16 protein-coding genes are annotated in these 14,845 nt (G+C 70.8%); 8 read left to right on the plus strand and 8 right to left on the minus strand.

The window, feature by feature from the left end:
* Positions 1-1,117 precede the first annotated feature (1,117 nt).
* Genes IF78_RS0112745 through IF78_RS0112755 form a run of 3 tightly spaced genes read left to right on the plus strand, consistent with a single transcriptional unit; the run spans position 1,118 to position 3,296 of the window.
* Positions 1,118-2,188, plus strand: a complete 1,071-nt coding sequence (locus IF78_RS0112745; protein WP_031480848.1) for an aromatic ring-hydroxylating oxygenase subunit alpha — start codon at positions 1,118-1,120, stop codon at positions 2,186-2,188.
* A complete protein-coding gene (locus IF78_RS48865) occupies positions 2,185-2,358 on the plus strand; it encodes a hypothetical protein (protein WP_167348312.1) in 174 nt (57 codons plus the stop codon). Before IF78_RS0112745 ends, IF78_RS48865 begins: the two co-directional genes overlap by 4 nt.
* Positions 2,355-3,296 carry a PDR/VanB family oxidoreductase gene (locus IF78_RS0112755; RefSeq protein ID WP_031480846.1) on the plus strand — a complete coding sequence of 314 codons (942 nt, stop codon included), beginning with the start codon at positions 2,355-2,357 and terminating at the stop codon, positions 3,294-3,296. Before IF78_RS48865 ends, IF78_RS0112755 begins: the two co-directional genes overlap by 4 nt.
* On the opposite strand, the gene IF78_RS0112760 is transcribed toward IF78_RS0112755, so the two are convergent.
* Positions 3,211-4,062 (minus strand): IclR family transcriptional regulator domain-containing protein, encoded by an 852-nt coding sequence (locus IF78_RS0112760; RefSeq protein WP_031480844.1) that lies wholly within the window; start codon positions 4,060-4,062, stop codon positions 3,211-3,213. The genes IF78_RS0112755 and IF78_RS0112760 overlap by 86 nt on opposite strands.
* A gap of 158 nt (positions 4,063-4,220) precedes the next feature.
* Here IF78_RS0112760 and IF78_RS0112765 point away from each other — a divergent pair, with 158 nt between their 5' ends.
* From IF78_RS0112765 to IF78_RS0112780, 4 genes are read left to right on the plus strand one after another with little or no spacing between them, the layout of a single operon-like run.
* Complete coding sequence (locus IF78_RS0112765) at positions 4,221-5,189, plus strand: ABC transporter substrate-binding protein (protein WP_031480842.1); 969 nt, start codon at positions 4,221-4,223, stop codon at positions 5,187-5,189.
* A gap of 13 nt (positions 5,190-5,202) precedes the next feature.
* Positions 5,203-5,976 (plus strand): ABC transporter permease, encoded by a 774-nt coding sequence (locus IF78_RS0112770; protein WP_031480840.1) that lies wholly within the window; start codon positions 5,203-5,205, stop codon positions 5,974-5,976.
* On the plus strand, positions 5,973-6,752 hold the full coding sequence (locus IF78_RS0112775) for an ABC transporter permease (RefSeq protein WP_031480838.1): 780 nt from the start codon (positions 5,973-5,975) through the stop codon (positions 6,750-6,752). Before IF78_RS0112770 ends, IF78_RS0112775 begins: the two co-directional genes overlap by 4 nt.
* Positions 6,753-6,772: 20 nt before the next feature.
* Positions 6,773-7,585, plus strand: coding sequence for an ABC transporter ATP-binding protein (locus tag IF78_RS0112780; protein WP_199921393.1), 813 nt, complete (start codon positions 6,773-6,775; stop codon positions 7,583-7,585).
* A 6-nt stretch (positions 7,586-7,591) separates the two neighbouring features.
* On the opposite strand, the gene IF78_RS0112785 is transcribed toward IF78_RS0112780, so the two are convergent.
* The 7 genes from IF78_RS0112785 to IF78_RS0112815 form a co-directional block, all read right to left on the minus strand.
* Positions 7,592-8,296 carry a GntR family transcriptional regulator gene (locus IF78_RS0112785; protein ID WP_031480834.1) on the minus strand — a complete coding sequence of 235 codons (705 nt, stop codon included), beginning with the start codon at positions 8,294-8,296 and terminating at the stop codon, positions 7,592-7,594.
* A 77-nt stretch (positions 8,297-8,373) separates the two neighbouring features.
* The gene (locus IF78_RS0112790) at positions 8,374-9,375 is read right to left on the minus strand and encodes a proline racemase family protein (protein ID WP_031480832.1); all 1,002 of its coding nucleotides are present in this window, start codon (positions 9,373-9,375) and stop codon (positions 8,374-8,376) included.
* Positions 9,376-9,409: 34 nt separating this feature from the next.
* Positions 9,410-10,306 (minus strand): dihydrodipicolinate synthase family protein, encoded by an 897-nt coding sequence (locus tag IF78_RS0112795; RefSeq protein WP_031480830.1) that lies wholly within the window; start codon positions 10,304-10,306, stop codon positions 9,410-9,412.
* 42 nt (positions 10,307-10,348) lie between these two features.
* Positions 10,349-11,746 carry an FAD/NAD(P)-dependent oxidoreductase gene (locus tag IF78_RS0112800; protein ID WP_031480828.1) on the minus strand — a complete coding sequence of 466 codons (1,398 nt, stop codon included), beginning with the start codon at positions 11,744-11,746 and terminating at the stop codon, positions 10,349-10,351.
* Positions 11,739-12,041 (minus strand): (2Fe-2S)-binding protein, encoded by a 303-nt coding sequence (locus IF78_RS0112805; protein WP_031480826.1) that lies wholly within the window; start codon positions 12,039-12,041, stop codon positions 11,739-11,741. The genes IF78_RS0112800 and IF78_RS0112805 overlap by 8 nt, the downstream gene beginning before the upstream one ends.
* Positions 12,038-13,189 (minus strand): NAD(P)/FAD-dependent oxidoreductase, encoded by a 1,152-nt coding sequence (locus tag IF78_RS0112810; RefSeq protein WP_031480824.1) that lies wholly within the window; start codon positions 13,187-13,189, stop codon positions 12,038-12,040. Before IF78_RS0112810 ends, IF78_RS0112805 begins: the two co-directional genes overlap by 4 nt.
* A 118-nt stretch (positions 13,190-13,307) precedes the next feature.
* Positions 13,308-13,970, minus strand: a complete 663-nt coding sequence (locus IF78_RS0112815) for an MmyB family transcriptional regulator (RefSeq protein ID WP_031480823.1) — start codon at positions 13,968-13,970, stop codon at positions 13,308-13,310.
* Between the two features lie 223 nt (positions 13,971-14,193).
* Between IF78_RS0112815 and IF78_RS0112820 the strand changes: the two genes are divergently transcribed.
* Entirely contained in the window at positions 14,194-14,844 is a 651-nt protein-coding gene (locus IF78_RS0112820) for a helix-turn-helix domain-containing protein (RefSeq protein WP_031480821.1), read from the plus strand.
* Position 14,845 lies beyond the last annotated feature (1 nt).

Here is a 14,845-nt window from a genome sequence, read left to right on the forward strand (position 1 = left end):
CCGTCATGGGCTGGAGCCGTCCGCCGCCGAGGATGGACACACCTGCATAACCAGCCGGGCTCAGCCACCAGCCCCAGAAGGTATGGACCGCCAGACTCACACCCCCACGCCCCCGCCCTGCCCGAGGCAGCAGGGCCTTCGGCATACACCGGCGGCGCGCAGACTGATCGCGTCTGGTTTGCAAGATGGATCCGCGGCCACTGGAAGATCGAGAACCAGCATGTCCGCGACACCACATTCACCGAGGACGCCTCAAGGATCCGCAGCGGCGGCCTGCCCCGCGCCATGGCCACCCTGCGCGACTCGCGATCAGCGTGTTCCACCCAGACGGCCGGACCAACATCGCCGCCACCTGCCTCCCACCGCCCGCCACCCACAGGCACCCCTGATAGCCCTCTGTATTACCTGATCAACCTGAACACCGCTTCCCTGTGCGGTGATCGACTCCAATGATCTCCTCCTCGGTCCTCACCCGGCCAAGAGCACAAGCCGGGTGATCAAGACACCTGAACGATCACGCGTCCGTCAGTGGGGAGATCTCGTGTCCGCGAGCGGGGAGACGATCAGACCTCCTGCAGGGAACTTCGCATTTCCGCCGCCAACAGGGGCGAGACACCAACAGCTGTGCCAGGCAGCCGTCCACCTCTCCCCACGCGGATTGATTCCGTCTGCCACCTTCCTGACCTGCGATAACCCAGCCAGGTGCGCCAAGGCGGGCCGATTCGACCCGGATTCGACCCGGCACGCCCTTGCGGCAGCGTTGACCAGTCTTGAACTGCAAGAATGCAAATTCTGCCGGTGTACCACTCAAGAACGGGCAAGAAAAAGGTGCGTTCACCAACGTAAGTCCCACTTCCGGACAATCTCGGCATCACTACGATCAGACGTGGTCGCCAAATCCATGCGCGGCCGCCTCAGGAGCGAACCACCCAGCGGCGGTGCTCCGCAGCCCCTGCCAGTGATGAGCAAGGCACCCGACAAGGCCCTGACCAGCTCGTTTACAGAGACACTTCCGCCTGGCAGAAGCCGCCTTGCGCGGCCACCCCAGCCGTCAGGACCCTGAACCCAACCACGGCACGCGGGGCGACGACGCCCCGCCGACAGGGACGGGAAGCCCATGCCTCACACCACCGCCTTCGCCAGGAACCAGTGGTACGTCGCCGCCTACAGCCATGAGGTCGGGCGGGAATTGCTCGGACGGACGATCCTCGGTGAGACCCTCGTCCTGTACCGCACGGAGGAGGAGGGGACGCCGGTCGTCCTGCACGACCGGTGTGTGCACCGCCGCTACCCGCTGTCGGAGGCGCCGACCCGCCTCGACGGGGACCGGATCGTGTGCGGGTACCACGGGTTCACGTACGACACGACCGGCGCGTGCGTGTACGTGCCGGGGCAGAAACGCGTCCCGCGGACGGCGCGCGTCGCCTCGTACCCCGTCGTCGAGCAGGACTCCCTGATCTGGGTGTGGATCGGCGACCCGGCGCTCGCCGACCCGCAGGGCATCCCGCGGGCCAGGCACCTGGACTCCCCCGGCTGGGTCACCGTGCGCGGCATGGAGCCCATCGACTGCGACTACGGCCTCCTCGTCGACAACCTCCTGGACCTGTCCCACGAGACCTACCTGCACGGCGGCTACATCGGCACCCCCGAGGTCGCCGAGACGCCGATCACCACGGAGGTCGACGAGGGGGCCGGCATCGTCCGGGTGAGCCGGCACATGGACGACGCGGAGTGCCCGCCGTTCTACGCCAGGTCGACCGGCATCGAGGGCCGGATCACCCGCTGGCAGGACATCGAGTACCACGCGCCCTGCCTCTACCTGCTGCACAGCCGGATCGCCCCCGTCGGTGTGCTGCCCGAGGCGGACGGCAGCGACCCGAACGGCTTCCACACCGAGATCACGTACGCCATCACCCCGTCCGGCGACGGCAAGGTCTACGACTTCTGGGCGGTCTCCCGGGACTGGGCGACGGACGACGCCGAGGTCACCGAGTTCCTGCGGGGCAACAACCACACGGTCGTGATGCAGGACGTCACCGCCCTCAACCTGCTGCAGAAGACCCTCGGCACCGAGCGCACCGGCTACCAGGAGCTGAGCATCAACATCGACACCGGCGGCCTGGCCGCCCGCCGGATCCTCGCCCGGCTGGTCGAGGAGGGCGACAAGCCCGTGGAGAAGGTCCTGTGAGCGCGAGCCCCACCGGCGAGATCTACCGCATCGACTGGCTGCCGGGCACCGACATCCTGCACGGCACCTGTCACTGCGGCCGCGAGCACACCGCCAAGGACCCGGTGGAGATGTGGGAGTGGATGCTCGCCCACCCCCAGGGACACCAGCCGCAGGGAAACACCTCATGACCGTAACCGTGTACGAAGTCGAACTCGTGGTCGACCGCCGGGAGTTCGCGGCCGACGGCGTGCTCGCCCTCACCCTGCGCCATCCTCTGGGCGAGGAGCTCCCGGCGTGGGAGCCGGGCGCGCACATCGATGTCGTCCTCGGTCCGGAGCTGGAGCGGCAGTACTCGCTGTGCGGCGATCCGGCGGATCGGGACGTCTGGCGGATCGCGGTGCTGCGGGAGCCGGACGGTCGGGGTGGATCCGCCCATGTGCACGAGCAGTTGGGCCGCGGCGACAAGGTGCGGGTGCGCGGGCCTCGCAATCACTTCCGGCTGGAGTCCGCAGCCCGGTACCGCTTCATCGCGGGCGGCATCGGCATCACACCGATCCTGCCGATGCTGGCCGCGGCCGAGGCGGCGGGCGCCGAGTGGACGCTGCTGTACGGCGGCCGTACCCGTCAGTCCATGGCGTTCACCGGGGAGTTGGCCTCCTACGGCGACCGGGTGACCGTCGCGCCGCAGGACGAGTGCGGGCTGCTGGACCTGGGTGCGGTGCTCGACGACGTCCCCGCGGGCACCCTCGTCTATTGCTGCGGTCCCGGGCCGCTGCTGGACGCGGTCGAGGAGCGGTGCCCCGGCGGGGTCCTGCACATGGAGCGGTTCCAGGCCAAGGAGCAACAGGCGGGCGAGAACACGGAGTTCGAGGTCGAGCTCGCGCGGAGTGGCCATACGCTCACCGTGCCCGCGGACGTCTCCGTGCTCGACGCCGTACGCGCCGCAGGTGTCGAGGTGCTGTTCTCCTGCACCGAGGGCACCTGCGGGACCTGCGAGACCGATGTCCTCGACGGCACCCCGGACCATCGGGACTCCGTGCTCACGGCCGAGGAGCAGGAGAGCGGCGAGACGATGATGATCTGTGTGTCCCGGTGCCGTGGGAAGCGGCTCGTGCTGGACCTGTGATGCTGAGGTCGGCCTCGATCCGGGCCACCGCCGCGAGGAGATGCGGCAGCAGGTCCGCGCGGATCGAGTCCACCGAGGTGCGGCCGGCGTGCACCGCGATGTTCACGCCGGCCACCACCTCGCCGTCCCGCTCCCGTACCGGGGCGGCCACCGACCGGAGCCCTTCCTCCAGTTCCTGGTCGACGACGGCGTATCCCTGCCGGCGCACCCGGTGCAGTTCGGCGCGCAGGGCGTCCGGCGAGACGATCGTGCGGGCGGTCAGCGGGCGCAGGTCCGCGCGGGTGAGCCGCGCCTCGATCTCCTCGTCCGTGAGGTGCGCGAGGATGACCCGGCCCACCGAGGTGACGTACGCCGGGAAGCGGGTGCCCACGGTGATCGACGCCGCCATGATGCGCCGGGTCGGCACCCGCGCCACGTACACGATGTCCTCGCCGTCCAGCACGCACAACGACGACGACTCCCTTACACGGTCGACGAGTTGCTCCAGATGCGGCTCGGCGATCTGCGGCAGGGTGACGCTGGAGAGGTAGGAGTAACCGAGTTCCAGCACCCGCGGGGTAAGGCGGAAGAGGCGGCCGTCCTGGTGGACGTAGCCGAGGTCCGCGAGGGTCAGCAGCAGCCGGCGGGCGGCGGCGCGGGTCAGGTCGCAGGTGTGCGCGACCTCGCTGAGCGTGCGCGCGGGATGGTCCGCGTCGAAGGAGCGAATGACCGCGAGGCCGCGCTCGAAGGACTTCACGAAGTGCGGTGTGCGGGCTTCGGCGGACATCGCCACCTCCAGAAGTGTCAACAATGTTGTCGGCGAACCCAATTGACCTGATCCGTTTGAGGCTTCTACCTTCCCGCTGAGCAAGTACGCGCACTACTGTGCGCCTTGCGCACAACCTGTCGGAACACCGTTGCACCGTTGTCTGTACAGGAGGAGCCATGCGTCGTCTGTCCGCCGGTCTCACCGCCGGCGCCCTGCTGTTCGTCGCGACGGCCTGTGGCTCGTCCGACGGCGGTTCACCGGACGCGGGCGCGTCGTCCGGCGGGATCACCACCGTGAAGCTCGGGCTCATCCCGATCGTCGATGTCGCGCCGCTGTATCTCGGCCAGAAGAAGGGCTTCTTCGAGAAGCAGGGCCTGAAGCTGGAGTTCACCACCGCACAGGGCGGCGCGGCGATCGTGCCGGGTGTGGCGAGCGGCCAGTTCCAGTTCGGGTTCAGCAATGTGACGTCCCTGATGGTGGCACAGACCAACGGCGTTCCCGTGAAGGCCGTCGCCAACGGCATCGCCTCGACCGGCGTGCGGGGCAAGGACTTCAACGGCCTCATGGTGAAGAAGGACAGCCCCGTCAAGTCGCCGAAGCAGCTGGAGGGCAAGAAGGTCGCCATCAACACCCTGAAGAACATCAACGAGACCGCGGTCCGCCAGGCGGTGCGCAAGGACGGCGGCGACCCGGACAAGGTGCACCTCGTCGAGATGGCTTTCGACCAGATGCCCGCTGCTCTCGACCAGGGCCAGATCGACGCCGCGTGCGTGGTCGAGCCGGCGACCGCCACCATCCGCAGCCAGGGCGGCCGGGAGATCGCCTCGCCGTTGATCGACATCGCGCCCGAGCTCACCGTCGCGATGTACTTCACCTCGACGCAGTACGCGCAGCAGAACCCGGACGTGGTCAAGAAGTTCCAGACCGCCACCGCCGAGTCCCTCGCGTACGCCGAGGCCCACCCGGACGAGGCCCGGCAGATCGTCACGACGTACACCAAGATCCCCGAGAACGTGCTGGAACAGGTGACCCTCCCCAAGTGGCCGGCCGAGGCGAACCGTTCGTCCATCGAGGCCCTGATGAAGCTCGGCGAGGAGGACGGCCTCTTCAAGAAGACGCCCGACCTGGACGCACTGCTGCCGTGAGGGACATGGACCTGTGAGGGGCGCGAACGTCGCACTCGGTGCGGCCGGGCTCGCGGCCTTCCTCGCCCTGGGCGAGGCGGTGCCGCGGCTCGGCCTGGTCAAGGAGGCCTACTTCCCGCCGACCAGCCGTATCGCCGACGCGCTCGCGGACGAGGTCGCCGACGCCGCCTTCTGGACCGCGCTCGGCGACACGCTCACCGGCTGGGCGCTGGGCCTGGCGATCGCGTCGTGTGCGGGCATCGTGCTCGGCGTCGTCGTCTCGGTGGTGCCGTATCTGCGCGCGGCGACGGCCTCCACGATCGAGTTCCTGCGCCCGATCCCGTCGGTCGCGCTCATCCCGCTCGCCGTGCTGCTGTACGGCACCGAACTGCGCTCGGTGCTCCTCCTCGTCGTCTACGCCTCCTTCTGGCAGGTGCTGATCCAGGTCCTGTACGGCGTCCAGGACGTCGACCCCGTCGCCGACGAGACGGCACGCTCGTACGGACTCGGCACCTGGGCCCGGATCCGGCATGTGCTGTGGCCGACCGCGCTGCCGTACGTCATGACCGGCGTGCGCCTCGCGGCGGCCGTCGCGCTGATCCTCGCCATCACGGCCGAACTCGTCATCGGTGCGCCGGGGTTGGGCAAGCGCATCGGTGTGGCTCAGGCTTCGCAGGCCGTGCCGGAGATGTACGCGCTGATCGTGGTGACCGGGCTGCTGGGGCTGCTGATCAACGTGGGCGCGAGGACCGTGGAGCGGCGGGCGCTGGCCTGGCATCAGTCGGTGCGCGGGGAGGTGGCGGTATGACCCGCGTGCTGTTGCGGCTGGTGTTCGTGTTCGCGCTGCCGGCCGTGCTGGTCGCCGTCTGGTGGGTGGCTTCGGCGGGCAGCACGGATGTGTACTGGCCTCCGCTGCGGACGATCCTGGAGGCCTTCCCCGACGTATGGACTGCGGAGCGGCTGCGGGAGGACGTCCTTCCCAGCGTGCTGCGGCTGACCGGTGGTTACGCGCTGGCGGCCGTCGTCGGCGTGACGGCCGGTACCGTCATCGGCTCCTACCGGCGGGTGCGGGCCGTGTGCGAACCGGTCCTGGAGTTCCTGCGGGCGGTGCCGCCGCCGGTGCTGGTGCCGGTCATCATGCTGTTCGCGGGCATCGGTGACACGATGAAGGTCACGGTCATCGCGAGCGGCTGTATGTGGCCGGTCCTGCTCAACACCGTCGAGGGCGTGCGGGCGGTGGACCCGGTGATGGCGGAGACGGCACGGTCGTACGGCGTCAAGGGCACGGCCCGGCTGAGGCACCTGGTGCTGCGCTCGGCGAGCCCGCAGATCTTCGCGGGTCTGCGCCAGGCCCTGTCCATCGGCATCATCCTGATGGTCATCAGCGAGATGTTCGCCGCCAGCAACGGGCTCGGCTTCACCATCGTCCAGTTCCAGCGGGGTTTCGCGATCCCGGACATGTGGACCGGCATCCTCGTGCTCGGTCTGCTCGGATTCCTGCTGTCGGTCGTCTTCCAGTTGGTCGAGCGGCGGGTGCTCGGCTGGTACCACGGTCTGCGCGCTTCGACCCGGCGGTCGCCGTGACACTCGAGAAGGGGCGGTCCATGCTCGACGTACGGGGCCTGAAGAAGGTCTACGAGGGTTCCGGGCGGCGGGTGGAGGCGGTGCGCGACCTCACCTTCACGGTCGACGCCGGCGAACTGGTCTGTCTCGTCGGCCCGTCGGGCTGCGGCAAGACGACCCTGCTGAAGTGCATGGGCGGGCTGCTCACGCCGACGAGTGGGGAGGTGCTCCTGGAGGGGCGGAGGGTGAGCGGCCCGCCGCCCGGGATGGCCTTCGTGTTCCAGGAGTACGGTCGCAGCCTCTTCCCCTGGATGCGGGTCGGCGAGAACGTCGAACTCCCGCTGAAGCAGAAGAACCTGAGCAAGGCGCGACGCCGGGAACTGGTGCGGGACGCGCTGGAGTCGGTGGGGCTCGCGGACGCCGTGGGAGCGTATCCGTGGCAGCTGTCCGGCGGTATGCAGCAGCGCGTCGCCATCGCGCGGGCGCTGGCGTACGAGCCCCAAGTGCTGCTGATGGACGAGCCGTTCGCGGCGGTGGACGCGCAGACACGGGCCGATCTGGAGGACCTGGTCCGGGGGCTGTGGCGGGAGCGCGGGATCACGATCCTGTTCGTCACCCATGACATCGACGAGGCCGTGTACCTGGGCGAGCGGGTCATCGTGCTGTCCGCCTCCCCCACCGTCGTCCAGGAGCAGCTGAAGGTCGAACTGCCCGCCGAACGCGACCAGTTGCACACCCGCGTGGACCCGCGCTTCGCCGAACTGCGCACCCATGTGTATGCGCAGATCCAGGCCGCGAAGCGCGGGGAGGTAACCGACTCGGTCACGAAGTCTGATACGCCTCCGCCTCGCTGAACGGCCTCAACGGTCTCGGCGGGCGGCCCACAGTCCGCGTACGTGCCCGAGGTGGCGGGTCATGACCTCGTGTACGGCCTCCTCGTCCCGGGCGATCAGCGCGTCGAGGAGTTCGAGGTGCTCCTCGGCGGAGGCCAGCAGCCGGCCGGCCTCGACCAGTGCTGTCAGGCCGTAGAGGCGGGAGCGTTTGCGGAGGTCGCCGACGACCTCGACGAGGTGGGCGTTGCCGGCGAGGGCGAGCAGGCCGAGATGGAAGCGGGTGTCGGCCTCGACATAGGCGATGAGATCGCCGGAGACGGCGGCCTGGACGATCTCCCGGGCGGCGGGGCGCAGTGCCTCCAGGGAGACCTTGTCGGCGGTCCGGGCCAGCTCCACCACGGTGGGGATCTCGATGAGCGCGCGGATGTGCTTGTACTCGTCGAGTTGCTTCTCGGAGACGGCCGTGACCCTGAAGCCCTTGTTGGGCACGGTGTCGACCAGGCCCTCCTTCACCAGGTCCAGCATGGCCTCGCGCACCGGTGTCGCCGAGACGCCGAAGCGGGCGGCGAGCGTCGGCGCGGAGTACACCTCGCCGGGGAGCAGTTCCCCGGCGATCAGCGCCGCCCGCAGGGCGTCGGCGACCCGCTCCCGGTAGCTGCTCTTCTTGCCGCCCAGGGTAGGCAGCGCGGGGGCGGCTGCGGTGGACGGGGCGCTGGTGCGCTGGGCGGCCATGCGGAGTCTCCTAGCTGGTGCAATGTCACGCGGTACCGGTCATTATCCTCGGCTCCCTCGGCCGCGCGGCCCTCTCCCTACAGCACGAACCCGGCCGGGAACGGGTCGGACGGGTCGAGCAGGTACTGCGCGGTGCCGGTGACCCAGGCGCGGCCGGTGAAGCTCGGCAGGACGGCCGGGATGCCGGCGACCTCGGTGGTGCCGAGGAGGCGTCCGGTGAACCGGGTGCCGATGAAGGACTCGTTCACGAACTCGGTGTGCAGCGGGAGTTCGCCGCGGGCGTGCAACTGTGCCATGCGCGCGCTGGTCCCCGTGCCGCAGGGCGAGCGGTCGAACCAGCCGGGGTGGATCGCCATGGCGTGCCGGGAGTGCCGTGCGGTGGCGCCGGGGGCGATCAGGTGGACGTGATGGCAGCCACGGATCGACGGGTCCTCGGGGTGCACCGGCTCCTCCTCGGCGTTGATCGCCGCCATGAGGGAGAGGCCCGCTTCGAGGATGTCGTCCTTGCGGGAGCGGTCGAAGGGCAGCCCGAACTCCGCCAGCGGCAGGATGGCGTAGAAGTTGCCGCCGTACGCCATGTCGTATGTCACCGTGCGCCCGTCGGGCAGTGTGATCTTGCGGTCGAGGGTGACGGAGAAGGACGGCACGTTCTGGAGGGTGACCGCCTTCGCGGCGCCGTCCTCCACCGCCACCTCGGCGACGACGAGGCCGGCCGGGGTGTCGAGGCGGATCGTGGTGACCGGCTCGACGACCTCGACCATGCCGGTCTCGACGAGCACCGTCGCGACGCCGATCGTGCCGTGCCCGCACATCGGCAGATAGCCGGAGACCTCGATGTAGATGACGCCCCAGTCGCAGTCGGGGCGGGTGGGCGGCTGGAGGATGGCGCCGCTCATCGCCGAGTGACCGCGCGGCTCGTTCATCAGGAGCTGCTTGATGTCGTCGCGGTGTTCGCGGAAGTACAGGCGCCGCTCGTTCATGGTCGCGCCGGGGATCGTGCCGATGCCGCCGGTGATGACGCGGGTGGGCATGCCCTCGGTGTGCGAGTCGACGGCGTGCAGGACGAGTTTGCTGCGCACGGTCCAGCCTCCTTTGCGATCGGCGCGGGTGTGGTTACGCGAGCCCTGCGGCGACGGCCTTCTCGGTCGCGGCGCGGACCGCCGCCTCCTGCTCGGGCAGCAGCGGCACCCGCGGTGGACGGCAGCGTCCCCCGTGGCGGCCGACGACGCCCATCGAGAGCTTGATCGCCTGCACGAACTCGACCTTGGAGTCCCAGCGCAGCAGCGGGTGCAGCTGCTCGTACAGCTTCCTGGCCGTGCCGAGGTCACCGCTGACGGCCGCGCGGTACAGCTCGACGGAGGACTTCGGCAGCGCGTTCGGGTAGCCGGCCACCCAGCCCTTCGCACCGGCGATCGCGAGCTCCAGCAGCACGTCGTCGGCACCGATCAGCAGGTCGAGCTCGGGGGCGAGCTCGGCGAGTTGATAGGCCCGGCGGACGTCACCGGAGAACTCCTTCACCGCCTGGATGTAGCCCTCGCCGTGCAGCTTGGCGAGCAGTTCGGGCACCAGGTCGACCTTGGTGTCGATGGGGTTGTTGTACGCCACGATGGGCACGCCCGCCTCTGCGACCTCGGCGTAGTGGGCGAGGACGGAACGCTCGTCGGCGCGGTAGGCGTTGGGCGGCAGCAGCATCACGGCCCGGCAGCCGGCGTCTCGCGCCTGCTCGGCCCAGCGGCGGGACTCGGCGGACCCGTAGGCGGCGACACCGGGCATCACGCGCGCACCGCCGATGGCGGCGACGGCCGTCTCGACGACCTCGGCCCGCTCCTCGGGGGTGAGGACCTGGTACTCGCCGAGCGAGCCGTTCGGTACGACACCGTCGCAGCCGTTCTCGACCAGCCAGGCGCAGTGCTCGGCGAACCTGCCGTGGTCGACGGAGAGGTCGTCGTTGAGCGGAAGCGCGGTGGCGACGAGGACGCCGCGCCAGGGGCGGTGCTCGGTGGCGGTCATGTGAGATCCCCTCTCAATGGGTGGGCAATAGGGTGTGACATTTCACTGGTGGTCGAGCTCGCCGGCCCGGGCCAGCACTCCGAGCGGCACCGGACGGGCGAAAGGCCGCCGGGACGGCGTGAGTCCGCACCCCGCGAGCCCCGCGACCGCGGGCCCGCACATCCGCCCCTGGCACCAGCCCATCCCGGCCCGCGTCAGTAGCTTCACGGTCCGCGGATCACCGGCACCGAGCTCCGCCACGGCCTCCCGGACGGCCCCGCCGGTGACCTCCTCGCAGCGGCACACCACGGTGTCGTCGGTGATCTGCTCGGTCCAGTGGGCGGGTGGGGCGTACACGGAGTCGAGCGCGGCGAAGAACGTGCGCAGCCGGGTACGGACCCTGTCGGCCGCCGCCCAGGTGCCGGGGCCGGGTTCGGTGCCGGTCAGGCGTGCCGCGGCCGAGCGTCCGGCGATATGGCCCTCGGCGAGCGAGAGGGCGGCGCCGCCGATGCCCGTGGTCTCTCCGGCGGCCCAGACGCCGGGCACGTCGGTGCGCTGCTCGTCGTCGACGTGCACCGCGAGGCCGTCGAGCCCGCAGCCCAGCGTCTCGGCGAGGTCCGTGTGCGGGAGCATGCCGTGGCCGACGGCCAGGGTGTCGCAGGGGATACGGCGTTCGCTGCCCGGCCGGACCCGCCCGGCTCCGTCGAGCGCGGCTGCGGTCACGGCCTCCAGCCGCTCGGTGCCGTGCGCCTCGACGATCGTGTGCCCGGCGAGGAGCCGCACCCGGTGGCGCAGCAGCCGGGCCGCGTACCCGGCGCCCTCGGCGACCTTGCCGGGCTGCGCCGCCAGCGCGCGGGATCGCCGTACGAAGGACTTCGGGCTCGCGGACTCGACGAGCGCGGAGACGTCGACCCCGGCCGCGGCGAGTCCGGTAGCCACGGGGAGCAGCAGCGGGCCGGTCCCGGCGACCACGGCGGTGCGTCCCGAGACCGCGAGGGCGCCCTTGAGCATGGCCTGGGCGCCGCCCGCGGTGACGACGCCGGGGAGGGTCCAGCCGGGGAAGGGCAGCACCTTCTCGTAACCGCCGGTGGCCAGGAGCACGGCGTCGGCGCGCACTTCGGCCGGCTCCTCCTGCTCGGGGCCGAGGAGTGCGTGGACGGTGAAGCCGTCGTCGTTCCGCTCCACGCACCAGACGTGATGTTCCGTCAAGTGCCGTACAGAGCCTGACTGGACGTGGGTGCGCAGCCCTTCGCGGAGCCGCTCCCAGGTGCGCCACTGGTGATGCAGGGCCTGCGGACGGCGGGCACGCAGCTCGGCGGCGGGCTGTCGGTAGAACTGCCCGCCGGCTTCCGGGGCCGCATCGAGGAGCGTGACCCGTACCCCACCGGCTGCCGCCGCGACACTTGCGGCGAGACCGGCAGGCCCCGCGCCGATCACAGCCAGATGCGCTCGCTCAGTCATCGTGGCCCGTCCCCTCCTGCGTTCGGATGGCGTCCCCCGGGTGCAATGGCACAAGGCAGGCCCGCTGGTTGGGGCGGTCGTTGACGGTCACGAGGCAGTCGAAGCAGACGCCGATACCGCAGAAGACCCCGCGCGGCCGGCCCTGGCCCCGGGTGCCGCGCCATGACGTGACACCGGCGGCCCAGAGTGCGGCGGCGACGGTCTGGCCGGGCAGTGCCTCGATCTCGCGGCCGTCCAGGGTCACGGTGAACGCGGGGCCCGGCTGGGCGCCGACCAGTTCCAGGGGCGATCTCACGCGGCCTCCTCGGCGAAACGGTCTGGGCGGAACGGGGCCAGGTCCAGATCGGGGGTCTTCGCGGTCAGCGCCTGTGCGATCAAGTGGCCGGTTCCGGTGGCGAGTCCGATGCCCGCGCCCTCGTGACCGCAGGCGTGGTACAGGCCGGGGACGCGGGGGTCGGGTCCGACGGCGGGCAGGTGGTCGGGCAGGTACGGGCGGAAGCCGAGGTAGGAGCGCATCGCGCGCACCCGTTCCAGGAACGGGAACAGCCGGGTCGCCCCCGCGGCCAGCGCCCGTACGGCCGGCAGCGAGAACGTCCGGTCGAAGCCGACCCGTTCCCGGCTCGCCCCGATGAGGATCGGCCCCGCGGCCGTTCCCTCCACGACGGGTGAGGTCTGCAGCGCGGCCGAGTCGCTGGCCACGTCGGCCACGTAGTCCGCGGCGTACACCTTGTGGCGCACCCGGCGCGGCAGGGGTTCGGTGACGAGGACGAAGCCGCGCCGGGGGAGGACGGGCAGCCGGACGCCCGCCAGTGCGGCGAGCTCGCCGCCCCAGGTGCCGGCCGCGTTGATGACGGCCGGCGCGTGGATGTCGCCCCTGTCCGTGCGGACCCCGCGCACGGTGCCGTCCGGTGCGCGCAGCACGTCGGTCACGGTGTGGCCGGTGAGCAGGCGGGCGGCGGAGGCGCGGAGCAGGTGGGCGGCGGCCAGGGCGGGCATGACCTGGGCGTCCTGGGGGTAGTGGACGGCGCCGGGCAGGCCCGGGGCCAGGTGGGGTTCGAGGTCGTGGAGCCTGTCACCGGCCACCGGTTCGGCGGCGACCCCGGCGGCGCGCTGTCCTTCGGCGAACCGCTCCAGCGCCACGAGCCCGTCGGGCGACGAGGCCACGACCACTCCCCCCTTGGGCTCGTACTCGACGGCGTCCCCGAACTCCCGCGCCAGCTCGCCCCACAGCCGACCGGACAGCAGCGCCAGGTCCAGCTCCGGGCCCGGCTCCTTGTCGGAGACGAGGAGGTTGCCCTCGCCGGCCCCGGTGGTGCCGCCGGCCACCGGGCCACGGTCCACGAGGATCACGTCGAGGCCCGCCCGGCCCGCGTACCACGCGCAGGCCGCGCCCACCATTCCGGCTCCGACGACCACGACATCGCAGGTCAGTCGCTTGCTCACATCAGTACTATGTCACATGTCGCTAATGCTGGGAATGAGGGAGCATCAGCGATGCGGGCAGAGATCCGGCCGCGCTGACGGGGCGCCGTCGGCGACCTGAACGCCGACGGTGCCCCGTTCAGTCCTCGGGGGTGGGCACGACTCTCAGGTGGCTCGCGGTGCGACGTACCCCGCGGCCCCTGGGCCGGTCGCGGCGCGCCTCGCGCAGTACCAGGGTCAGCCGGGTGTAGCCCATCCCCTGAAGCGTCCTGGGCGTCTCGTCGACGACCCGGCACTCGGTCGCGCCCCAGCGCGGGTCGGGGTGCAGCAACGGCCGTACGGCACCGTCCTGCACGACGGCTCGCTCGCCGACGGCGCGGATCCAGTGCGGCAGACCCTGCCGGTAGGCGGCCTCCATGATCGGGTCCTGGGCGATCTCCCGGCGGATGGCCTGCAGGCCGTGGTCGTGGCCGTGCCGCTCCACGGCGGCCGCGAAGTGGGCGAGCATCGGCAGGCACCAGCTGGACTCGTGCTCACCCAGGACCGTGCTCGCGTCCGGGTGGAAGAGCACGAACCTGAGGAAGTTGTCGTCGGGCATGGCCGTCGGATGCGGCCCCACACCGCGGAAAAGTGACGCGAAAGCGGTGTTCGCCAGAAGGACGTCCCAGCGGTGGTCGAGGATGACGGACGGGAAGGGCACGGCCTCCACGAGAGCGCCGTAGTCCCGCAGATACGCCTGGGCCTCGCGGCTCTCGGGGACGGGCCGCGGCTCGAACCGCTGCCCACCTGCCTGATATGCCATCGGGAGGTCACCCCTCTTGCCTATGCGGCCTTCACGCGGCGCCTTGATCCTGCTGCCCGGTTCTCAGCCGTGTCAACTATCGTGGCATTCCTTGGCTGTTGACGGCTGAAATTGGCCACAGTTGTGGCGAGACCTGGATGTGAGTTCGAACCAGCGGGTAATCTCCACCAAGTTCACGGCAACCGCTTGTGAGAAGCCTGTGAGAGACGTAGGAGATCTGTCGGTGACGGATGGCTTCGAGGGTCCGGGCGTCACACCGACGGCTGTGCTGCCGGCCGTCGTCGCTCGTGTCGCCGCGCTCGCCGACCGGCTCGGCGTGCCGCACCCGGAGGTCTTCGACACCGGCCGCCTGTCTGTCGCCTCCGGCGTCCCGGAGCCCGTGGTCAAGGCCCTGCTGAGCGGCCGCCCGGCGGGCGAGCCGGACGTCCAGGCCCGGTTCCTGCAGCGCCTGGACCTGCTGCGCCGCACTCGCCTCAAGCCGAACGGCCGCAAGTACACCCAGCAGGAGATCGCCGACGGTGCGGGCATGTCGCGCCAGCAGGCGGGCGCGCTCATCAACGGCGACCGGCGTCCCACCATGGAGCACTGCGACGCCATCCAGCGCTTCTTCCGGGTGCACGCCGGATTCCTCACGGCCGAGGACCCCGAGGCGCTCGCGGGCGCCCTCCAGCGCACCGAGCAGGATCTGCTGCAGAAGCTCGCCGAGCGCGAGGCGGCGCAGGCCGTCGAGGATCCGCTGGAGAAGCTCCTGCAGGACCACGGCGTGCGCGGAATCGCCTGGCGGGCCGCTCAACTGCCCACGGACCAGCACCGCGACAAGGTCGCCGAGTGGCTGGACATGCTCCTGGAGAGCGTCAAGCGGCCCGAGTCGTGAA

It is taken from the genome of Streptomyces bicolor, from assembly GCF_000719285.1.
GTDB lineage: Bacteria > Actinomycetota > Actinomycetes > Streptomycetales > Streptomycetaceae > Streptomyces > Streptomyces bicolor.